The sequence below is a fragment of the Polaromonas sp. P5_D5 genome, from assembly GCF_054049435.1.
Window position 1 is genome coordinate 54,350 of the sequence record NZ_JBFUMJ010000006.1, and the last position, 20,321, is coordinate 74,670.

The following is a 20,321-nucleotide window of genomic DNA, read 5'->3' on the forward strand; positions in this document are numbered from 1 at the left end:
GCAGACATCAAAGTCCTTTTCGTCACTGGCAGTGCTGGGACGGCTCTACGGATTGGCACAGCTCTTGCATCTCATCTTGTACACAAGTATGGATGCTTTCAATTGGTGCACATCTCTTCATCGCCGAACTCTCCTCAATCGCTTGCTGCACCTGAGCAGGTGACGACATCTGCGGGCACGGACGCCGGCTGGGCTCCCGAGGCCTGGATTACCAGGACATCGTCTTTCCCGACCGGCCGCGGCGGCGCGCTGGCCGGGCTCTCATTTGCGGCCAAAGACAATATTGATGTAGCGGGCGTGCCAACCACCGCCGCCTGCCCCGCTTTCGCCTACACGCCGACGGCGCACGCCGCCGTGGTGCAAAAGCTGCTCGATGCGGGTGCGCAACTGCTGGGCAAGACCAACCTGGACCAGTTCGCCTGCGGCTTGAACGGCACGCGTTCGCCGTATGGCGCGGTGCCCAACGCCATCAACCCCGACTATGTATCAGGCGGATCGAGCTCCGGCTCCGCCTATGTAGTAGCGACCGGGCAAGCCGACTTTGCACTGGGTACAGACACGGCCGGCTCGGGGCGCGTACCAGCCGGCCTGAACAACATCGTGGGATTGAAGCCGTCCAGGGGTCTGGTCAGCGCGCGCGGCGTGGTGCCGGCCGCGCAGAGCGTGGACTGCGTCTCCATCTTCGCGCGCACCGTGGCCACGGCCGCCCGCGTGCTCGAAGCGGCCATGGGCTACGACCCGCTGGATCCCTACTCGCGCGTGCTGGCGATGGCCGACACCGCCTTGCCCGCAGGCTTTCGTTTCGGTGTGCCTTCAACACTGGGCTTCTGCGGCGACGCGCTGGCCGAGCAGGCTTTTGGCGAAGCTGTCACCCGCATGCAGGCCCTGGGCGGCGTGCCGGTGCCCATCAATTTTGCGCCGCTGGCCGAGGCGGCCGCGCTGCTCTATGAAAGCGCGCTGGTGGCTGAACGCTACACCGCCGTACGCGATTTTTTCGACACACATGAAGACGCAGTGATCGAACCGGTCCGCAGCATCATCGGCGCAGGCCGCCAATACAGCGCCGCCGACCTGTATGCAGCCCAAACAAAGTTGCGCGCGCTGGGCCAGCAGGCGGGCGCAATGTGGCGCGACATTGACGTGCTGCTCCTGCCGACCGCGCCCACGCACTACACGCTGCAGGCCATGCAGCGCGACCCCATCACGCTGAACCGCAACCTGGGCACCTACACCAACTTCGTCAACCTGCTGGACTACGCGGCCCTTTCCGTGCCCAGCAGCCTGCGTCCTGACGGCCTGCCTTTCGGCATCACGCTGGTGGGGCTGGCGGGCAGCGACTGGCAACTGGCTGAGTTGGGACAGCGCTATCACCATGCCACTGGTTTGCCGCTGGGAGCATTGAACGAAGCGCTGCCCGCACCCGCAGCGTTGCCAGGCATCCAGCCGGCGGCCACGGTCAGGCTGGCCGTGGTGGGCGCACATCTTTCGGGCATGCCGCTGAACAGCCAGCTGACAACGCGCGGCGCCACGCTGGTGGGCCCCGCACGCACCGCGCCTGACTATCGCTTCTACGCGCTGCCGGGTACGGTGCCGCCCAAGCCGGGGCTGCTGCGTGTGGCCCCCAACGAGGGCGCGGGCATCGCGCTGGAAATCTGGGAAATGCCGGTGCAGCACTACGGCTCTTTCGTTGCGCTGATCCCCGCGCCCCTGGGCATAGGCACGCTGGCGCTGGAGGGCGGCGGCAGCGTCCAGGGTTTTGTTTGCGAGGCGCACGCGCTGCAAGGCGCCGAGGACATCACGCATCTGGGTGGCTGGCGCGCCTACCTCGAATCACTGAAGTCCAGCGCACCGGCCTGAAGCTTTCATCACCCTTTACCAACCCGTTCATCCACCGTTTACCCATCACCAGCAGGAGCATTTCATGAAGCCCGTTCCCACACCGTCATCCGCCCCCCACGGCCCGGCACGCCGCTCGCTGCTCAAGGCCACGGCCGCCAGCGCCACTTTGGGGCTGCTGGGCACGCCCGCCTTCCTGCATGCGCAGGGCGGGCCGAAAATCCGCATCGGCTACTGGCCCATCGCCGCCGGCCTGCCGTTCTACTCAGCCATCGAGCTGGGCTACTTCAAAGAGGCCGGCCTTGACGTGGAGCCGCTCAAATTCGCCGGTGCGCAGCAGGTGATGGAGGCGGTGCTCTCGGGCCGCGCCGACGGTACCGCCAACGGCACCGGTTCGGCCAACATCGCCATCGGCGAGATCGCCCAGCCCGGCACCTTCAAGATCTTCTGCTCCAACCCCAGCAACGTGAAGAATGTGCTCGACGAGGTGATCGTGCCGGCGGCCAGTCCGGCCAAGGTGATGGCCGACCTCAAAGGCAAGCGCGTCGGCTCCGGCCCCGGCATCCAGAACGTGACACTGGCCAAGACCGTGCTGGAGCGCGGCGGCGCTACCGGCGCGACCGTGGTCGAGCTGCCCATCGGCCAGCATGTGGCCGCGCTTGCCGCCGGCCAGATCGACGGCGCCTACACGCTGGAGCCCACCGGCACCATAGGCCGCATGAATGGCACCACCCGTGTGCTTGAAGCCGGCGTGATTGCGCGCTATGTACTGGGCGACCCGATGGCGCCGTGGTTCGGCGGCTCGGCCTCGCTGTCTTCCGACTTCATCAAGAAGAATCCCGACGCGGCAAAAAAATTCGTCGCCGCCTATGGCAAGGGCGTGGCTTACGTGCGCAGCAAATCGGTCGAGGCACGCCAGTACCTCAAGGGCTACACCGCCATCGAAGGCCCGCTCACCGGCGAGGTACCGCTGGCCGCCTACACCATGTACAACGAGTTCACCCCGGCCGACGTGGCGCACTTCCAGAAATTCTTCGACCTGTTCTCCGAAAAAGGCATCTTCAGCTCGCGCCTCATCGTGGACACCATGCTCTACAAGGGTTGAACACCATGAGTACCACCTCTCCCGTGACGGCAACGCCCGCCAAACCCTGGACGCCTCCGGCCGCGCCGGCGGCCGTCGTGCAGCGCAAGCCGGCGCTGGACAAGGCCCTGCCCTTCATCGGCCCGGTGGCGCTCTTCATCATCTGGGACCTGGCCGTGCGCCTGGGCTTCATCAAGGCCATCCTGCTGCCGCCACCCATCGATGCGCTGGGTGCGCTGCTCAGCGGCCTGGCCGGCGGACCGCTGCTCAAGGACTTTGCGGTCACCGTATGGCGCACGGTGCAGGCCTTCATGATCGCCGCTGCGGTCGGCATGCCGCTGGGCGTGCTGCTGGGCAGCAATGAAAAAGCCTACCGTAGCGTCGAATTCCTGATCGACTTCTTTCGCTCCACACCGTCTTCGGCGCTGATCCCGCTGTTCCTGATGATTTTCGGCGTGTCGGACATCAACAAGGTAGCGATTGCCGCCTTCGGCGCGCTGCTGATCGTGGTGTTCAACAGCGCTTACGGCGTGATCAACGCGCGCAAGCAGCGTGTCATGGCGGCCAGGGTCATGGGCGCCTCGCGCTGGCAAGTGTTCAAGGACGTGCTGATCTGGGAAAGCCTGCAGCCGAGCTTTGTCGGCCTGCGTTCAGCGGTGTCCATGGCACTCGTCATCGTGATCGTCGCCGAGATGTTCATCGGCGCCGACACCGGCCTGGGCAACCGCATCATCAACTCGCAGCAGGTCATGAACGTGAAGGACATGTACGCGTCCATCCTGGCTGCCGGCGCCCTGGGTTATGCGCTGAATATCCTTTTTCTCGTCGCAGAGCGACGCATCGTGCATTGGAGCGGAAGATAAATGGCCCCCACGCTTTTCACTTCGTGTAATGCGCTTCCCCCCGAGGGGGCCGCTGCGCCTGCGGCCCGGCAAAGCCGGTTCCGCGGCCCCTGCTTGAAGGTGAGAGGCCTGCAGTCACTCACCGCTGTGTTTACCCATGGATCCCACCGGAGTCCGACATGTCCGCTGTAATTAATGCTCCCGTATTCGCCGACGTCCCGGTGCGTGAATTCCAGCCCGGCCCGGCCGGCACGCACATCACCATACGCGGCCTGACCAAGTACTTCGCCGGCTGGCCGCTGTACGAAGACTTCAACCTGGACATCCCCAAGCACAAGATCGTCTCGGTGTTCGGGCCCAACGGCTGCGGCAAGTCCACGCTGATCAACATGATCGCGGGCCTGATCCCCATCGACGCCGGCGAAATCCTGTTTGACGGCAAGTCGCTCAAGGACACCAAGATCGGCTACGTCTTCCAGAACTACCGCGAAGCCATGTTCCCCTGGATGCGCACCATCGACAACATCGCCTACCCGCTCAAGCTCGAAGGCAAATCCAAGGCCGAGGTCGACAGGCGTATGGCCGAACTCGTGGCCTCCTTCGACGTGAAGTTCGACCTGAACCGCTACCCCTATGAGCTCTCGGGCGGGCAGCAGCAGACGGCCTCCATCATGCGGGCGCTGGCGCCCAATCCCGAGGTACTGTTTCTCGATGAGCCCTTCTCGGCGCTGGATTTCGAGATGACGCTGTTCATCCGCGAAAAACTGCAGGAGGTGTTCATGCAGACCGGCACGACCATGCTGCTGGTGTCGCATGACCTGGAAGAAGCCGTGTACCTCGCCGACCAGGTACTGCTGCTGACCAAGCGCCCGACGCGCGTAGCCGAAATCCTGCCCTACGGCGATGCGCGTCCGCGCACGGTGGAGACCTTGTCTGAGGCCAGCTTCATCAGCACCAAGAAACTCAGCCTGGAAATCTTCCAGCGCGAAGTCAGGCGTTGAGAAAGCTGCAGCCATGATGGACGAAGCAAGCATTGCAAGTTATGTCGCAAGCGCCGGCGCGGTGCTGGGCCTGCCGCTGCCGCCGGACCGCGCGGCACGCGTGGCCGCCCACCTGCAGCGCACCACCGTCATGGCCGCGCTGCTGGACGCGGCGCCGCTGGCCCCGCACGACGAGCCGGCCGAAATTTACTGCCCGGCGGTTTTCCCGTCCAGCGACGGCGGGCGCGAGCAGTCATGAAAAGCATGGTGTTTGATGCGTCCGCCATGGCCGCCGCCGTTGCGGCAGGGCAGGTCAGCGCGCGCGAACTGCTCGATGCCAGCCTGGCATGCATTGACAGCACGGACGGCCGGGTCAATGCCTTCACCGAAACAACCCGCACCCGGGCCCGCGCTGAGGCCGACGCGGTGGACGCGCAGCGGGCGCGCGGCGAACCCCTGGGACCGCTGGCTGGCGTGCCGTACGCGGTCAAGAACCTGTTCGACATCGAAGGGCTGACCACACTGGCCGGCTCAAAAATCAACCGCGGCCTGCCCGCGGCTTCGGCCGATGCGGTCCTCGTCGCGCAGATGAAGGCGGCCGGCGCCGTGCTCGTCGGCGCGCTGAACATGGACGAATACGCCTACGGCTTCACCACGGAAAACACACACTACGGCCCCTGCCGCAACCCGCACGACCTGACGCGCATCGCCGGCGGTTCGTCGGGCGGCTCCGGCGCGGCGGTCGCGGCCGGGCAGGTTCCCCTCACCCTGGGCTCGGACACCAACGGTTCCATCCGCGTGCCGTCGTCGCTGTGCGGTGTCTGGGGCCTGAAGCCGACCTTCGGCCGGCTATCGCGCCGCGGCAGTTATCCCTTCGTGCACAGCATCGACCACCTGGGGCCGCTCGCCAGCAGCCTGGGCGGGCTGGTGCTGGCCTACGATGCGCTGCAGTTGCCCGACCCGCTGGACCCGGGCTGCCATGCGCTGCGTGTGCAGCCGGTCTCTCCGGTCCTGGGCAAGGGTGCAAGCGGCCTGCGCATCGGTGTGTTGGGCGGGTACTTTCACGACAATGCCGGGCCCGAAGCGCGCGAGGTGGTGGCGCTGGCCGCCCGCACCCTGGGTGCGCAAGCCGACGTGGTGTGGCCGGATGCTGCACTGGCGCGCGCGGCGGCCTTCATCATCACCGCGAGCGAAGGCGGCAGCCTGCACCTGGGCGACCTGCGCACGCGTGCCGACGAATTCGAACCGCTGTCGGTGGACCGTTTCATCGCCGGCGCGCTGCAGCCCGCTGATTGGTATGTGCGCGCACAGCGCTTTCGCCGCAGCTACCGCGACAAGGTCAACGCCCTGTTCCAGGACTGGGACGTGCTGCTCACGCCTGCCACACCGGTCGGCGCCACGGTCATCGGCACCGAGTGGCTGGACATCAACGGCGTGCGCCAGCCCTGCCGCGCCGCGATGGGCCTGCTCACCCAGCCCATCTCTTTTTCCGGCTGCCCCGTGGTCACCGCGCCCATGTGGCCGGCAGCCGGCGGCATGCCGATAGGCGTGCAGGTCATCGCCGCGCCCTGGCGCGAAGACCTGGCCTTGCGGGTCGCACAGGTGCTCGGCGACGCCGGCGACGCCCATATCCGGCCCGCCACACTGGTGACACAAGCATGAACCCCAGCCTTGCCATCAACCTCCCCGACGTCCTGGCCGAAGTCACGGCGGTGTTTGCGCGTTATGAGGATGCGCTGGTCAACAACAAGGTGGACGTGCTGGACGAGCTGTTCTGGAACAGCCCGCACACCCTGCGCTACGGCGCGACGGAAAACCTTTACGGCTACGCCGACATCCAGGCCTTCCGGGCAGGACGGCCGGCGCAGGGCCTGGAGCGGCGGTTGCTGAAAACCGTGATCACAACCTATGGCCGCGACATGGCGACCGCCAATACTGAATTCCAGCGCGCCGGCAGCGCCAGAACCGGCCGGCAGAGCCAGACCTGGATGCGCACGCCCGAGGGCTGGCGCGTGGTCGCCGCGCACGTGAGTCTTCTTGCCTGAGTTTCATTTCCTTGACCTCATAACCCCTGGAGCATTGACCATGAGCAACTTCCTCAATCGCCGCGATTCGATCAAGACCCTGGCCGCGCTCGGCGCCGCGGCAACCGGCCCGTTTGCCTTCGCGCAAAAGCCCCTGACCGTGGGCGTGATCTACGTCGGCCCGCGTGACGACTACGGCTACAACCAGGCCCAGGCGCAAGCGGCGGCCGAGCTCAAGAAGATGCCGGGCATCAAGGTGGTGGAAGAAGAAAACGTTCCCGAAACCGCGGCCGTGCAGAAGACCATGACCGGCATGATCGCGCAGGATGGCGCCAGCCTGGTGTTTCCCACCTCCTTCGGCTACTTCGATCCGCACATGCTGGCGGTGGCGGCCAAGTTTCCCGCGGCGCGTTTTGCGCATTGCGGCGGCATGTGGACGGAAGGCAAGCACCCGAAAAACACCGCCAGCTTTTTTGGTTACATCGATGAGTGCCAATACCTCAACGGCGTGATCGCCGGCCACATGACCAAGAGCAACAAGATCGGTTTCATCGCCGCCAAGCCGATCCCGCAAGTGCTGCGCAACATCAATGCCTTCACCATGGGCGCGCGTTCGGTCAAGCCCGGCATCACCACCAGCGTGATCTTCACCGGCGACTGGTCCATGCCCGTGAAGGAGGCTGAAGCCACCAACAGCCTGGCCGACCAGGGTGTGGACGTCTTCACCATGCACGTGGACGGCCCCAAGGTCATCGTGGAAACAGCCGCCAAGCGCGGCAAGATGGTCTGCGGCTACCACGCCAGCCAGGCCAAGCTGGCTCCGCAGGCCTACCTGACCGGTGCCGAGTGGAACTGGCTCACGGCCTACACCACCTTCATCGAGGCGGCACGCAGCGGCAAGCCGCACCCCAACTTCATACGCGGCGGCCTGAAGGACGGCTACGTGAAGATGTCGGCTTACGGACCCACCGTGACCGAGGCGGCGAAAAAGCAGGCCGACGGTGTCAAGGCGCAGATGATGGCGGGCAGTTTCGACATCTTCAAGGGTCCGCTCAAGGACAACAAGGGCGGCACCATCGTGCCTTCCGGCAAGGTCTTCAAGCAGACCGACCTTGAGCTCGAGAAGATCAACTACCTGGTCGAAGGCGTGATCGGCTCCGTGTGAACCGGCGGCTGACCTTGCGGGCCTGAGACTTTCCTTATCCATGCGCCACTCCCTCGCCAACTTCCTGCTGCCGGGCAGCGCCATCATCGCGGCACTGGGGGTGTTCGGGGTTTTCGCCTGGTTCGCCGGTGTCAGCCCCCTGGAGGTCTGGCTGCTGCTGTTCAAGGGCGCGTTCGGCGACTGGTATTCCTGGCAGAACACGCTGCAGCGCGCCGCGCCGCTGATGCTCACAGCCCTGTGTGTCGCCATTCCGGCGCGCGCGGGCTTGACAGTCATAGGCGGCGAGGGCGCGGTGGTGCTGGGCGGACTGGCCTGCGCCGGCCTCGCGCAAAGCCTGCCCCTGCCCGCGAACATGGCAGGCACGGTGATGGTCTGCCTCGCCGCCGCGCTGGCCGGTGCCTTGTGGATTGGGCTGGCTGGCTGGCTGCGGCAATACCGCGGCATCAACGAAACCATCAGCAGCCTGTTGCTGGCCTATGTGGCCGTCGGCCTGTTCAAGCACCTGGTCGAAGGGCCGCTGCGCGATCCGTCCAGCCTCAACAAGCCGTCGACTTTTTCGCTGGCCGAAGGCCTGCGCATCGGCGGCATCGCCGGCTCCGATGTGCACTGGGGGCTGGTGATCGGCGTGCTGGCCTGCCTGGCGGCGGGCCTGTGGTTTCGAATGACGCCCTCGGGCTTCGCGGTGCGCGTGGTCGGCGGCAACCCGCGTGCGGCGCAACTCGTCGGGCTACCGGCCTCCAGGCTGATCCTGCTGGCCTGTGCGCTGGGCGGGGCCTGCGCCGGCCTGGCCGGCGCCATCGAGGTCGCGGCCGTGCACACCAATGCCAACGCCGCCCTGATCGCGGGCTACGGCTACGCCGGCATCCTGGTGGCTTTCATCGCACGCCAGCATCCCGTGGCCATCATCCCGGTGGCCATCCTGTTCGGCGGCTTTGGCGCGGCCGGCAGCCTGCTGCAGCGCCGCCTGGGCCTGCCCGATGCCTCGGTGCTGGTGCTGCAGGGCATCGCCTTTGTGCTGATCCTGGCCAGCGAGGCTCTGCGCGATGTGGACTGGAAAACTTTTTTTGAGCGTATCAGCCGCTTCGGCCCTTCGGAGCCGAGCCCGATTCCTTTGCCGGAGGAAAAGCCATGACCACCGACCAGCTCCTGATCTTTTTCGCCGGTATCGTCGGCGGCGCGCTGCGCGTCGGCGCGCCCTTCCTCTTTGTCAGCCTGGGCGAATGCATCACCGAAAAATCCGGCCGCATTAACCTGGGGCTGGAGGGCGTGCTGGTGCTGTCGGCCATGTCGGCCTTCGGCGCCTCCTGGCTCTCGGGCTCGCCCTGGGTCGGTGTGCTGGCGGCGGCGGCCACCGGCGCGCTGCTGGCCGCACTGCATGGCATTCTCTGCTCGCTACCGCGGGTCAACGACATTGCCACCGGCATTGCGTTGATGCTGCTGGGCACGGGCCTGGCCTTCTACCTGGGCAAGCCGCTGATCCAGCCGCAGGCGCCGCAACTGCCCGCCATCGCGCTGGGCGGCTGGAGCAGCTCGGCCGCCGTCCGCTCGGCGCTGCAGATCAATGTGCTGGTGCCGATCGGGCTGGCGCTGGCCGTGGCCTTGTGGTGGGCCTTTGCCAACACACGCGCTGGCCTGATGGTACGCATGGCGGGGGATTCGGCCAACGCCGCTCGCTCGCTCGGTTATTCGGTGTCCGCCATCCGCATTGCCGCGACCGCCGCCGGCGGCCTGGTTGCCGGCCTGGGCGGCGCTTCGCTCACCCTGTTTTATCCCGGCAGCTGGAACGAAGGCATCTCCAGCGGCCAGGGCCTGATCGCGGTGGCGCTGGTGATCTTCGCGCGCTGGAGCCCCCTGCGCTGCGTGTACGCCTCGCTGCTGTTCGGCGGCGCCGGCGCCATCGGCCCGGCCCTGCAGTCCGTCGGCATCAACTGGGGATACCACCTTTTCAACATTGTTCCCTATGTGCTCACCCTGCTGATCCTGGTCATCACCTGCCGGCCAGGCAGCACCGTGAGTGGCAGCCCGGGCGAGCTTTCCGCCACCCGCTAGTGACTGCAAGCACTGACAAGGAAAACATCCAGATGGAACGCTTCGTCAACGCCAACCCCTACCCATGGCCGTACAACGGCGACCTGCGGCCCGGCAACACCGCGCTTATCGTTATCGACATGCAGACCGACTTCTGCGGTGAAGGCGGCTACGTGGACAAGATGGGCTATGACATCTCGCTGACGCGCGCGCCGATTGAACCGCTCAGGGCCCTGATGGCCGGCATGCGTGCCGCGGGCTACCACGTGATCCACACGCGCGAAGGCCACCGGCCCGACCTGTCGGACCTGCCGGCCAACAAGCGCTGGCGCTCGCGCCGTATCGGCGCCCACGGCGCGGGCATCGGCGACGACGGCCCTTGCGGGCGCATCCTGGTGCGCGGCGAACCGGGCTGGGAGATCATTCCCGAATTGGCACCGCTGCCCGGCGAGGTGGTGATCGACAAGCCCGGCAAAGGCTCGTTCTACGCCACCGATCTGGAGATGGTGCTGCGAACGCGCGGCATCGAGAACCTGATTCTCACCGGCATCACCACCGACGTTTGCGTGCACACCACCATGCGCGACGCCAACGACCGCGGCTTCGAATGCCTGTTGCTGTCGGACTGCACCGCCGCCACCGACCGCGGCAACCATGAGGCAGCGCTGAAGATGATCACCATGCAGGGCGGCGTGTTCGGCGCGCATGCTTCATCGGCGGCGGTGCTGGACGCACTGGCCACGCCATGAGTCCAGGCATCACCATCGGCAGCCTGCCGCCCGCCACCGGCGCGCTGGCGCTGGACATCTACCGCATGAGCATGCGGTTCGGCAGCTTCACGGCGCTCGACGGTGTCAACATGAAGGTGGCGCCGGGAACCGTGCATGCGCTTCTCGGTGAAAACGGCGCGGGCAAAAGCACACTGGTCAAGTGCGTGGCGGGATTCCAGCGGCCCTCGGAAGGCAGCATCGTCATCGACGACCGTGAGCAGACGATCGCCAATCCGGTGGTGGCTCGCGCGCTGGGCATTGGCATGGTCTACCAGCATTTCACGCTGGCGCCCGGCATGACGGTCGCCGAAAACCTGCTGCTGGCCGGCGGCAAGACGCCGGCGCTGATCGACTGGACGCAAAAACGCGCGGAGCTGGAGGCCTTTGTGCAAACCACGCCCTTCCGGCTGGACCTGGACACGCGTCCGCTGGACATGGCCGCCGGCGAGAAACAAAAGCTCGAACTGCTCAAGCAGCTCTATCTCAAGCCGCGCCTGCTGATCCTGGACGAGCCGACTTCGGTGCTGACGCCGCAGGAGGCCGACGAAGTGCTGGGCCATGTGCGCGACTTCGCACGTGCCGGCCACTGCACGGTGCTCATCATCACCCACAAGTTCCGCGAAGTCATGGCCTATGCCGACGACGTGACCGTCTTGCGCCGCGGCAAGGCGGTACACGTCACATCGGTGCCGGCGACCGACCCGGCGCGGCTCGCGCAGGCCATGGTGGGTGATGCGGCCGCGGCCCACCCCGAAAACCAGGCCACGGAACCCAAGGTGCCTGCCACCAGCGCCGTGCGGGCTGTCGATGTTGCGGCACAAACCGCATCCCTTGATGTTCACGGCCTGCAGGTCATGGGCGACCGCGGCACGCTAGCGGTGCGCGACCTGAGCCTGTCGGTGCTCGCGGGCGAGATCCTCGGCGTCGCCGGCGTATCCGGCAACGGCCAGCGCGAGCTGGTCGAAGCGTTGGTCGGCCAGCGGGCGCGCGCCGCCGGCATGGTGCGGGTGGGCGGCGAGCCTTACGCTGCTACGCGGGGCGAGAACCACCGCCTGAAGGTGCGCAGCCTGCCTGAGGAGCCGCTGCGCAATGCCTGTGTGGGTGACTTCAGCGTGGCCGAAAACATGGCGCTGCGCGACTTCGACCGGCCGCCGCTATGCGCCGCGGGACGCTTGCGATTCGGGCTCTGGCGCAGCCGCGCGCGCGAATGGATCAAGGGCTACGGCATCAAGACGCAGGGGGAGAACGCACCCATTCGCAGCCTCTCTGGCGGCAACGTGCAACGTGCCGTGCTGGCGCGCGAGCTGCATGGCGAGATCAAGGTGCTGATCGCCGCCAACCCGGTGTTCGGCCTGGACTTCGCCGCCGTGAAGGAAATCCACACCCGCCTGCGGGGCGTGGCGCAGCAGGGCGCGGCAGTGCTGCTGGTCAGCGAAGACCTGGACGAACTGCTTGAACTGGCCGACCGCATCGTGGTGATGAGCGAGGGGCGCATCGTCTTCGAGACCGCGGCCTCCGGGGCCCAGCGGCAGGTGCTGGGTGCGCACATGGGCGGGGGACGATGAGTTCCCCCCCGAAGCGGCCTGCAGCCGCTCCCCCCTCAAGGGGACGCCACCAGCAGCCCGGCAAAGCCGGTTCCGCGGTGGCCCACGAAGGAGCACTCCTATGAAAATCGCAGCGGCTCCTTTCGCCTACGAGTTCGAGCTGGCGCACACCGCGCTGGTCATCATCGACATGCAGCGCGACTTCATCGAGCCCGGCGGCTTCGGTGAAACGCTGGGCAATGACGTCTCGCTGTTGCAGGCCATCGTGCCGGCCTGCAAGGCCGTGCTGGAGGCCTGGCGCCGCGCGGGCGGGCTTGTGGTGCACACCCGCGAGGCGCACAGGGCCGACCTGGCCGATTGCCCGCCCGCCAAGCGCAGCCGCGGCAACCCGACCCTGCGTATCGGCGACATGGGAGCGATGGGCCGCATCCTGATAGCCGGTGAACCGGGAAACCAGATCATCCCCGAGCTGGCGCCGCTGCCCGGCGAGATCGCCATCGACAAGCCCGGCAAAGGCGCCTTCTATGCCACCGGCCTGCACGAGCGGCTGCAGCATGCCGGTATCACGCACCTGCTGTTCATGGGCGTGACCACGGAAGTCTGCGTGCAGACCTCCATGCGAGAAGCCAACGACCGCGGCTATGACAGCCTGCTGCTGGAAGACTGCACTGAAAGTTATTTCCCCGTCTTCAAGTCGGCGGCCGTGGCGATGATCCGCGCCCAGGGCGCCATCGTCGGCTGGACCGCCACCAGCGGCGAGTTGCTGGCGGCACTGCCGGCACAGCCCCAACACTGCTAGAGTTTCACCATGCACACTGCCTCCAACCCTCCCGCGAGCCTTGCCGCTGCGCTCGTCCACCGTTCGCGGGCCAACGAGGTGTACGACGAACTCAAGCGCGACGTCTCCGAGTTCAAGCTGGTGCCGGGCGACCGCTTCACCGAAACCGAAATCAGCGAACGTCTTGGCGTCTCGCGCACGCCCGTGCGCCAGGCCCTGTTTCGCTTGCAGCAGGAAGGTTTCGTCGAGGTGCTGTTTCGCAGTGGCTGGCGTGTGCTGCCCTTTGATTTCGACAAGTTTGAACAGCTCTACGACCTGCGCATGGTGCTGGAAACCACGGCCGTGCAGCGGCTGTGCGCCGGTAGCCAGACGATTGACACGGCGCTGCTCGATGAACTGGCGGCCATCTGGCTGGTTCCGGTGGGCGAGCGCAGCACCGATCATGTTCGGGTCGCCCAGTGGGACGAAGCTTTTCATTGCGCGCTGGTGGCGGCTGCCGGCAATGCCGAGATGGCGCGTGTGCACCGCGACGTGACCGACCGCATCCGCATCATTCGCCGGCTTGACTTCATCAAGCAGCCGCGCATTGAGGCCACCTATGAAGAGCACGCCAAGATTCTCAAGGCGGTGCGCGCCAAGCGTGGCGACCAGGCCGCCATGCTGCTGCGCGCCCACATCGAAACCAGCCAGGCCGAGGTGCGCAAGATCACCCTGCACCAAATGCACCTGGCGCGCCAGATCGGGTCTGGAACGCCTCGTTAATGGCCTCATAGGCGTGCAGCCCAACAAATATAGGCGCAAGCTGCTATCAAAAAAGAAGCAAAAACTCAGGCGGAAAGCGCAAATACCGATGCGGCAGAGGCCGTGCGGCGCGCGCCATGCCGCCTAAGTTGTTCCCGCCGTCTACCGCGCCCAGCGCAGCACAAGCGGATCAAGCCGCCTGGCGGTCGCCAGCAGCCCAGCACGCGTGTCCGGGTGCATGGCCGGAAAAGGATGACGCGGCGCCTCGCAGGCGATCACGCCGCCTTCCTTCATCAAGGTCTTGGCGGCCAGCAGCCCTGCCTGGCGATTCTCGTAATTGATCAGTGGCAGCCACTGCTGGTAAAGGGCATAGGCCTTGTCGTGATCACCGGCGCGGTGCGCCTCGATGATCGGACGAATGCCATCGGGGTAACCGCCGCCGGTCATGGAGCCGGTGGCACCGGCATCAAGGTCGGGCAGCAGTGTGATGGCCTCTTCGCCGTCCCAGGGCCCTTCCACCGCGTCGCCTCCCAAACGGATCAGTTCGCGCAGTTTGGATGCTGCACCGGCGGTTTCGATCTTGAAATAGGCGACGTGTTCAATCTCACGGGCCATACGCGCGAGGAAGCAGGCTGAAAGCACGGTGCCGCTGGCGGGCGCATCCTGGATCATGATGGGAATGTTGACCGCGTCCGACAGCCGCGCATAAAACTCGTAAATCTGCGGCTCGCTCACGCGAAAGGTGGCCCCGTGATACGGCGGCATGACCATCAGCATGGCGGCGCCCATGTCTTGCGCCCGGCGGCTGCGTTCGGCGCAAACCTTCGTGCCGTAGTGGGTGGTGGTCACGATCACCGGCACGCGGCCGGCCACATGTTCGAGGACGGTACGGGTCAGGGTTTCACGTTCTTCGTCCGAAAGCACGAATTGCTCGGAGAAGTTGGCCAGGATGCAGATGCCGTCGGAGCCGGCGTCGATCATGAAGTCGACGCAGCGCTTCTGGCTTTCAAGGTCAAGCTCGCCGGTTTCGGTGAAGGTGGTGGGGGCAACGGGGAAGATACCGCGGTAACGCGGCTGGCGGAGCGTGTTCATGGGGACTGGATCAGGTTGGATAAAGTTCAGTAGTTCACTGCTTGAGCGGTTTAATGGGAGTGCCGGGGAACTTCGGAGCCGCGGCAGCCGACCAGAAAATCGAAATCACAGCCCTCGTCGGCCTGCAGCACGTGGTCGACATACAGGCGCTGGTAGCCGCCACGCATGCCTGCAGGGGCCTTCTGCAGGGCGGCAAGGCGTTCAGCCAGTTCGGCATCGCTGATGTCCAGGTGCAGGCGGCCCGCATCGCAGTCGAGCTCGATCCAGTCGCCGTCGCGTACCGCGGCCAGCGGCCCGCCGGCCGCTGCTTCTGGCGCCACATGCAGCACAACGGTGCCGTAAGCGGTGCCGCTCATTCGTGCGTCCGAGATGCGCACCATGTCCTTGACGCCCTGGCGCAGCAGCTTGGGCGGCAGGCCCATGTTGCCGACTTCGGCCATGCCGGGGTAGCCCTTGGGCCCGCAGTTCTTCATCACCATCACGCAGCTGGCATCGATGTCGAGGTTCTCGTCGACGATGCGTTCCTTGTAGTGCTCGAGGTTCTCGAATACGACCGCGCGGCCGCGGTGCTTGAGCAGTTCGGGCGAGGCCGCGGAGGGCTTGAGCACGGCGCCGCGCGGCGCCAGGTTGCCGCGCAGGATGCAGATACCGCCGTCGGCGATCAAGGGGTTGTCGAGAGGGCGGATCACCTCGTCGTTGTACTGCGGCGCCTCACGCACGTTGTCCCATATCGACCGGCCATTGACGGTGAGCGCATTGGGATGCGGCAGCAAGCTGTTTTCACCCAGCCGGCGCAACACGGCGGGCAGGCCGCCGGCATAGTAAAACTCTTCCATCAGAAAACGGCCGGAAGGCTGCAGGTCAACGAGGGTGGGCGTGTTGCGGCCAATCCGTGTCCAGTCTTCCAGGTCCAGCTGCACACCAATGCGGCCCGCGATCGCCTTGAGGTGAATCACTGCATTGGTGGAACCGCCAATGGCGGCATTGACGCGGATCGCATTTTCGAAGGCTTCGCGTGTGAGGATTTTCGACAGCGTCAGGCCCTCGCGCGCCATCTCGACGGCCCGCGCGCCCGACATCTGCGCCAGCACATAGCGGCGTGCATCCACCGCGGGAATGGCGGCGTTGTGCGGCAGCGAAGTACCCAGCGCTTCGGCCATGCAGGCCATGGTGGAGGCCGTGCCCATGGTGTTGCAAGTGCCGGCCGAACGCGACATGCCGCCCTCGGCCGCCAGGAACTGGTGCAGCTGGATTTCGCCGGCCTTCAGTGACTCGTGCAATTGCCACACCGCCGTGCCCGAGCCGATGTTTTTGCCTTCAAGCTTGCCGTTGAGCATGGGCCCGCCGGTCACCACGATGGCCGGAATGTCGCAGCTCGCAGCACCCATCAGCAATGCGGGCGTGGTCTTGTCGCAACCGGTGAGCAGCACCACGGCATCAATGGGGTTTCCGCGAATCGCTTCTTCCACGTCCATGCTGGCAAGGTTGCGTGTGAGCATGGCGGTGGGACGCAGGTTCGACTCGCCGTTCGAGAACACCGGAAACTCGACCGGAAAGCCGCCCGCCTCTGAGATGCCGCGCTTCACATGCTCGGCAATCTTGCGGAAGTGGGCATTGCAAGGCGTGAGCTCCGACCAGGTATTGCAGATGCCGATGATGGGGCGGCCGTCGAACTCATGGTCGGGAATGCCCTGGTTCTTCATCCAGCTGCGGTACATAAAGCCGTTTTTGTCGGCCGTGCCGAACCACTCGGTGGAACGTAGTTTTCGTTTGGTGCTTGTCATGATGGTCTGGCCATTAAGGTTTCAGGAAGATTTGGGTGTGCGATTTGCCAGCAGCCGTTGCAGGAGGCAAAAAACAAACAGCAACACGCCGACGACAATGCGCGTCCACCAGGAGCTCAAAGTGCCGTCAAAAGAGATCAGGGTCTGGATGATTCCGAGCATCAACACCCCGAACAGGGTGCCGGCCACATAACCCACGCCGCCGCTGAGCAAGGTGCCGCCAATGACCACGGCGGCAATGGCGTCAAGCTCCATGCCGGTGGCGTGCAAGCCGTAGCCCGAAAGCATGTAGAAGGTGAAGACCACACCGGCCAGCGCCGAGCAAAAACCCGACAGCGTGTAAACCCCCACCAGCGTGCGGCGCACCGGCAGACCCATCAGCAGTGCCGATTGCTCGTTGCCGCCGACGGCATACACCGCGCGGCCAAAGGGAGTGCAGTGTGCAATGAACACCGCCGCCAGCAGCACCGCGATGGCGATCACGGCACTGATCGAGAGGGAAGCGTCTTCCCACAAGGGAATGCGCAGCTGCGAAACCTCTGAATAAAACTCGTTGGTGATGCTGATGGAATCGACGCTGATCAGGTAACACAGGCCGCGCGCCAGAAACATGCCGGCCAGCGTCACGATGAAAGGCTGCAGGCGAAAACGCTCAATCAGAAAACCCATGAAGGCGCCGAACGCCGTGCCCATGAGGAGCACCAGCGGAATCACCGCGGCCGGACTCCAGCCATGGTGCTCCACCAGCGCGGCAGACACCATGGTGGTGAGTGCGACCACGGAGCCGACGGACAGGTCAATGCCGCCCGACAGGATGACAAACGTCATGCCCACGGCGATGATGACCAGAAAGGCGTTGTCAATCAGCAGGTTGAGGAACACCTGAGCCGAAAAGAACCCGCTGTAGAGCACCGAACCCATGGTCGCCATGGCAACGAAGAGCGATATGGTGGCCGCCAGCGGCAGGTATTTGGGATTAAAACCTGAAGCCGGCGCAGCAGGTGCCCGTTGGCTGGAGGCGGCCTCTACGGGGGGCCGGGTGACGGTTGTGTTCATGGCCGCATCCCCCGCGCGGCCGGCCGCCGCATCCAGATACCGATCTCGGCCCGGAATTCAGCCGATTGCAGCAGCATGACCACAAATACCACCACAGCTTTGACCACCAGGTTGATCTCAGGCGGCACACCCAGCGAGTAAATGGCATAAGTCAGCGTCTGGATGATCAGCGCGCCGATCACGCTGCCCACGAGGCTGAAACGCCCACCGGTGAGGGCGGTGCCGCCCAGCGTCACGGCCAGGATGGCATCCAGCTCGAGCAACTGACCCGCGTTGTTGCCATCGGCGCTTTTGACGTTGGAGCTGATCAGCAAGCCCGCAATGCCCGCGCACAAGCCACAGAAGCCGTAGGCGGCAACCATCAGGCGCCTGGCCTGCACGCCCGCGACGCGTGCTGCGGTTGGATTAATGCCCACAGCCTGTATGAACAGCCCGAGGGCGGTGCGCGTCACCGCCAGGTACAGCAACGCAAAGACCACGGCCACGATAGAGAGCGAGAACGGCAGGCCCAGCAGGTAACCGCTGCCCAGGAAGAAAAATGGCGCGTAGTAGATGGTGATGATCTGCCCGCCGGTGATCAGCTGCGCGATGCCGCGACCCGCTACCATGAGGATCAGTGTGGCGATGATGGGTTGCATGCCTACCCTGGCGACCAGCAGCCCGTTCCATAGTCCGCACAGCAGCGCGATGGCCAATGCCGCCAGAATTGCCAGCGGCATCGGGAAACGGCTCACGCTCCCTGCCACCGACCCGCCAATCATCCAGGCGGCCACTGCGGCAGCAATGGCCACCACGGCGCCCACGGAAATGTCGATGCCGCGGGTGGCGATCACCAACGTCATGCCGAGCGACACCAGCACCAGCGGCGCGGCACGGTTGAGAATATCGATCAGGCTGCCGTACAAATGACCGTCACGCCACTCGACGTGCAGGAAACTGGCGTTAAACACTGTGTTCACAGCCAGCAGCAGGAACAGCGTGATGAGCGGCCAGGCCAGGCGGTGCCTCATGGCAGTGGCCAGAGGCGAGGGGTGGTGTTTCTCTTCAGGCATGTTCAGCCGCAATCAGTTCATAGACGGTGTCTTCGCTGCTGCCTGCCGGCAACTCACCCACCTTGCGGCGGTCACGCAGCACCACGATGCGGTGCGCCACACGAACCACCTCGCTCATTTCAGAAGAGATGAAAATCACCGCCATGCCAGCCTCAGCCAGGCGCAGGATCTGCTCCATGATTTCCTGCTTCGCGGCCACGTCGACGCCGCGCGTGGGTTCGTCCAGGATCAGCAGGCGCGGCTCGGTCGCGAGCCAGCGCGCGATCATGGCCTTTTGCTGGTTGCCGCCCGACAGCAGGCCTATGGGGGTGTCCACACTCGCGGTCTTGATACCCATCGCCTGGACAAAGCGTTCGGCCAATGCGGTTTGTTCGGCACGCGATAAAAAACGGCGCATGCCCATGCGGGCCTGCAGCGCCAGTACGATGTTTTCCCGGACTGAGAGCTCGGCCACGATGCCATCGGTCTTGCGCTCCTCGGGACATAGGGCGAGGCCCTGCCGGATCGCCTCGGCGGGATTGGAAAACGTGACCGCCTCGCCGTCGATTCTGAGCATGCCGCGGTCCGGCGTCTCCAGGCCGAACAGCAGGCGCGCCAGTTCAGTGCGGCCCGAGCCCAGCAGCCCGGCCAGGCCCACGACCTCGCCGGCACGCACGCGCAGGTCCACAGGCTGCAACTGACCGGTCTGGCCCAGACCTTCAGCTTGCAAAAGCGCCGGCGCAGCATCGTCAAATTCCGGAGGCACGGCGGCGGTGGCGGATTGCGCGGCCAGTTCCCGGCCCAGCATGGCCGCGATCAGTGCCTGCGGCCCCAGTTCACTGGCACGCCACTCGCCGACCCAACTGCCGTTGCGCAGAACGGTGATGCGATCCGACACCGCATACACCTGGTTGAGGAAATGAGTGACAAAAACAATGGCCAGCCCCTCGCCACGCAAGCGACGCAGCACCTCAAAGAGTTTTTGCACCTCGTCATCGTCGAGGCTGGAGGTTGGCTCGTCGAGGATCAGCACTTTGGATTCAATGCCGATGGCGCGCGCGATGGCCACCAGTTGCTGCACGGCGACCGGGTAGCTGGACAACAGGCGCGTGACGTCGATGTCCAGGCCCATGCGCGCGACCAGTTCGCGCGCACGGCGGTTCACGGTGGTCCAGTCGATGCGAGACCCCTGCGCAAACCCGTACCGCGGATAGCGGCCCGCGAAGATGTTTTCCGCCACCGACAGGTTGGGGCAGAGATTGACTTCCTGGTAGACCGTGCTGATGCCCAGCCGCTGCGCGGCCAGGGGAGAGTCCGGCCATACCGGTTTTCCGGCAAGTTGCATCTGGCCGCCGCTGGCTTCCAGCACGCCTGTCAACACCTTGATGAGCGTGGACTTGCCGGCGCCGTTTTGCCCCATCAAGGCATGGATTTCACCGGGAAACAGGCGCAAACGCACATCCTGCAAGGCCGGAATACCCGCGAACTGTTTGTGGATGCCCGCAAGCTCCAGCACGGGGGCGGCGTCGGCCACGGTCATGGAGCGGCCTTCGCGCCACGCGCCAC

Annotated in this window: 19 protein-coding genes; 14 read left to right on the forward strand and 5 right to left on the reverse strand. The window is 65.4% G+C overall.

Annotated features, from left to right (window positions below; genetic code table 11):
- The first annotated feature begins 159 nt into the window (after positions 1 to 159).
- The 14 genes from atzF to ACXJKE_RS20045 all read left to right on the forward strand — a co-directional run bounded on the left by atzF (position 160) and on the right by ACXJKE_RS20045 (position 13,813).
- On the forward strand, positions 160 to 1,857 hold the full coding sequence (atzF, locus tag ACXJKE_RS19980) for an allophanate hydrolase (RefSeq protein ID WP_457282328.1): 1,698 nt from the start codon (positions 160 to 162) through the stop codon (positions 1,855 to 1,857).
- Between the two features lie 64 nt (positions 1,858 to 1,921).
- Positions 1,922 to 2,941, forward strand: a complete 1,020-nt coding sequence (locus ACXJKE_RS19985) for an ABC transporter substrate-binding protein (RefSeq protein WP_457282329.1) — start codon at positions 1,922 to 1,924, stop codon at positions 2,939 to 2,941.
- A gap of 5 nt (positions 2,942 to 2,946) precedes the next feature.
- Complete coding sequence (locus ACXJKE_RS19990; RefSeq protein WP_457282330.1) at positions 2,947 to 3,783, forward strand: ABC transporter permease; 837 nt, start codon at positions 2,947 to 2,949, stop codon at positions 3,781 to 3,783.
- Positions 3,784 to 3,941: 158 nt separating this feature from the next.
- Positions 3,942 to 4,763: an ABC transporter ATP-binding protein gene (locus ACXJKE_RS19995; protein ID WP_457282331.1), complete on the forward strand. Its 822-nt coding sequence runs from the start codon at positions 3,942 to 3,944 to the stop codon at positions 4,761 to 4,763.
- 13 nt (positions 4,764 to 4,776) lie between these two features.
- Positions 4,777 to 5,001 (forward strand): AtzG-like protein, encoded by a 225-nt coding sequence (locus tag ACXJKE_RS20000; RefSeq protein ID WP_457282332.1) that lies wholly within the window; start codon positions 4,777 to 4,779, stop codon positions 4,999 to 5,001.
- A gap of 5 nt (positions 5,002 to 5,006) precedes the next feature.
- Positions 5,007 to 6,404, forward strand: a complete 1,398-nt coding sequence (locus tag ACXJKE_RS20005; RefSeq protein WP_457282450.1) for an AtzE family amidohydrolase — start codon at positions 5,007 to 5,009, stop codon at positions 6,402 to 6,404.
- Positions 6,401 to 6,787, forward strand: a complete 387-nt coding sequence (gene hpxZ / locus ACXJKE_RS20010) for an oxalurate catabolism protein HpxZ (protein WP_457282333.1) — start codon at positions 6,401 to 6,403, stop codon at positions 6,785 to 6,787. The genes ACXJKE_RS20005 and hpxZ overlap by 4 nt, the downstream gene beginning before the upstream one ends.
- A 40-nt stretch (positions 6,788 to 6,827) precedes the next feature.
- Entirely contained in the window at positions 6,828 to 7,931 is a 1,104-nt protein-coding gene (locus ACXJKE_RS20015) for a BMP family ABC transporter substrate-binding protein (protein ID WP_457282334.1), read from the forward strand.
- Between the two features lie 40 nt (positions 7,932 to 7,971).
- Positions 7,972 to 9,063: an ABC transporter permease gene (locus ACXJKE_RS20020; RefSeq protein WP_457282335.1), complete on the forward strand. Its 1,092-nt coding sequence runs from the start codon at positions 7,972 to 7,974 to the stop codon at positions 9,061 to 9,063.
- The gene (locus ACXJKE_RS20025) at positions 9,060 to 9,980 is read left to right on the forward strand and encodes an ABC transporter permease (RefSeq protein WP_457282336.1); all 921 of its coding nucleotides are present in this window, start codon (positions 9,060 to 9,062) and stop codon (positions 9,978 to 9,980) included. Before ACXJKE_RS20020 ends, ACXJKE_RS20025 begins: the two co-directional genes overlap by 4 nt.
- 32 nt (positions 9,981 to 10,012) lie before the next feature.
- The gene (gene biuH, locus ACXJKE_RS20030; protein WP_457282451.1) at positions 10,013 to 10,708 is read left to right on the forward strand and encodes a biuret amidohydrolase; all 696 of its coding nucleotides are present in this window, start codon (positions 10,013 to 10,015) and stop codon (positions 10,706 to 10,708) included.
- Positions 10,705 to 12,294, forward strand: a complete 1,590-nt coding sequence (locus ACXJKE_RS20035; RefSeq protein WP_457282337.1) for an ABC transporter ATP-binding protein — start codon at positions 10,705 to 10,707, stop codon at positions 12,292 to 12,294. Before biuH ends, ACXJKE_RS20035 begins: the two co-directional genes overlap by 4 nt.
- A gap of 100 nt (positions 12,295 to 12,394) precedes the next feature.
- Entirely contained in the window at positions 12,395 to 13,072 is a 678-nt protein-coding gene (locus ACXJKE_RS20040) for a cysteine hydrolase family protein (RefSeq protein ID WP_457282338.1), read from the forward strand.
- A 9-nt stretch (positions 13,073 to 13,081) separates the two neighbouring features.
- Positions 13,082 to 13,813, forward strand: coding sequence for a GntR family transcriptional regulator (locus ACXJKE_RS20045; RefSeq protein WP_457282339.1), 732 nt, complete (start codon positions 13,082 to 13,084; stop codon positions 13,811 to 13,813).
- Between the two features lie 141 nt (positions 13,814 to 13,954).
- On the opposite strand, the gene ACXJKE_RS20050 is transcribed toward ACXJKE_RS20045, so the two are convergent.
- The 5 genes from ACXJKE_RS20050 to ACXJKE_RS20070 are packed head-to-tail and all read right to left on the reverse strand — an operon-like array spanning position 13,955 to position 20,295.
- Positions 13,955 to 14,884 (reverse strand): dihydrodipicolinate synthase family protein, encoded by a 930-nt coding sequence (locus tag ACXJKE_RS20050; RefSeq protein WP_457282340.1) that lies wholly within the window; start codon positions 14,882 to 14,884, stop codon positions 13,955 to 13,957.
- 50 nt (positions 14,885 to 14,934) lie between these two features.
- Complete coding sequence (locus ACXJKE_RS20055) at positions 14,935 to 16,668, reverse strand: IlvD/Edd family dehydratase (RefSeq protein WP_457282341.1); 1,734 nt, start codon at positions 16,666 to 16,668, stop codon at positions 14,935 to 14,937.
- Positions 16,669 to 16,689: 21 nt separating this feature from the next.
- On the reverse strand, positions 16,690 to 17,724 hold the full coding sequence (yjfF, locus tag ACXJKE_RS20060) for a galactofuranose ABC transporter, permease protein YjfF (protein ID WP_457282342.1): 1,035 nt from the start codon (positions 17,722 to 17,724) through the stop codon (positions 16,690 to 16,692).
- Positions 17,721 to 18,734, reverse strand: coding sequence for an ABC transporter permease (locus ACXJKE_RS20065; RefSeq protein WP_457282343.1), 1,014 nt, complete (start codon positions 18,732 to 18,734; stop codon positions 17,721 to 17,723). Before ACXJKE_RS20065 ends, yjfF begins: the two co-directional genes overlap by 4 nt.
- Before the next feature lie 34 nt (positions 18,735 to 18,768).
- Positions 18,769 to 20,295: a sugar ABC transporter ATP-binding protein gene (locus ACXJKE_RS20070; protein WP_457282344.1), complete on the reverse strand. Its 1,527-nt coding sequence runs from the start codon at positions 20,293 to 20,295 to the stop codon at positions 18,769 to 18,771.
- Positions 20,296 to 20,321 lie beyond the last annotated feature (26 nt).

Excerpts from the sequence above, each read along its gene's own strand:
- ACXJKE_RS20055 (WP_457282341.1), bottom strand. The coding sequence starts at position 16,668 with ATGACAAGCACCAAACGAAAACTACGTTCCACCGAGTGGTTCGGCACG.
- yjfF (WP_457282342.1), bottom strand. The coding sequence starts at position 17,724 with ATGAACACAACCGTCACCCGGCCCCCCGTAGAGGCCGCCTCCAGCCAA.
- hpxZ (WP_457282333.1), top strand. The coding sequence starts at position 6,401 with ATGAACCCCAGCCTTGCCATCAACCTCCCCGACGTCCTGGCCGAAGTC.
- ACXJKE_RS20035 (WP_457282337.1), top strand. The coding sequence starts at position 10,705 with ATGAGTCCAGGCATCACCATCGGCAGCCTGCCGCCCGCCACCGGCGCG.
- ACXJKE_RS20005 (WP_457282450.1), top strand. The coding sequence starts at position 5,007 with ATGGTGTTTGATGCGTCCGCCATGGCCGCCGCCGTTGCGGCAGGGCAG.
- ACXJKE_RS20040 (WP_457282338.1), top strand. The coding sequence starts at position 12,395 with ATGAAAATCGCAGCGGCTCCTTTCGCCTACGAGTTCGAGCTGGCGCAC.
- ACXJKE_RS20065 (WP_457282343.1), bottom strand. The coding sequence starts at position 18,734 with ATGAGGCACCGCCTGGCCTGGCCGCTCATCACGCTGTTCCTGCTGCTG.
- biuH (WP_457282451.1), top strand. The coding sequence starts at position 10,013 with ATGGAACGCTTCGTCAACGCCAACCCCTACCCATGGCCGTACAACGGC.
- ACXJKE_RS20020 (WP_457282335.1), top strand. The coding sequence starts at position 7,972 with ATGCGCCACTCCCTCGCCAACTTCCTGCTGCCGGGCAGCGCCATCATC.
- ACXJKE_RS20045 (WP_457282339.1), top strand. The coding sequence starts at position 13,082 with ATGCACACTGCCTCCAACCCTCCCGCGAGCCTTGCCGCTGCGCTCGTC.
- ACXJKE_RS20050 (WP_457282340.1), bottom strand. The coding sequence starts at position 14,884 with ATGAACACGCTCCGCCAGCCGCGTTACCGCGGTATCTTCCCCGTTGCC.
- ACXJKE_RS20025 (WP_457282336.1), top strand. The coding sequence starts at position 9,060 with ATGACCACCGACCAGCTCCTGATCTTTTTCGCCGGTATCGTCGGCGGC.
- ACXJKE_RS19985 (WP_457282329.1), top strand. The coding sequence starts at position 1,922 with ATGAAGCCCGTTCCCACACCGTCATCCGCCCCCCACGGCCCGGCACGC.
- ACXJKE_RS20070 (WP_457282344.1), bottom strand. The coding sequence starts at position 20,295 with ATGACCGTGGCCGACGCCGCCCCCGTGCTGGAGCTTGCGGGCATCCAC.
- ACXJKE_RS19995 (WP_457282331.1), top strand. The coding sequence starts at position 3,942 with ATGTCCGCTGTAATTAATGCTCCCGTATTCGCCGACGTCCCGGTGCGT.
- ACXJKE_RS20000 (WP_457282332.1), top strand. The coding sequence starts at position 4,777 with ATGATGGACGAAGCAAGCATTGCAAGTTATGTCGCAAGCGCCGGCGCG.
- ACXJKE_RS20015 (WP_457282334.1), top strand. The coding sequence starts at position 6,828 with ATGAGCAACTTCCTCAATCGCCGCGATTCGATCAAGACCCTGGCCGCG.
- ACXJKE_RS19990 (WP_457282330.1), top strand. The coding sequence starts at position 2,947 with ATGAGTACCACCTCTCCCGTGACGGCAACGCCCGCCAAACCCTGGACG.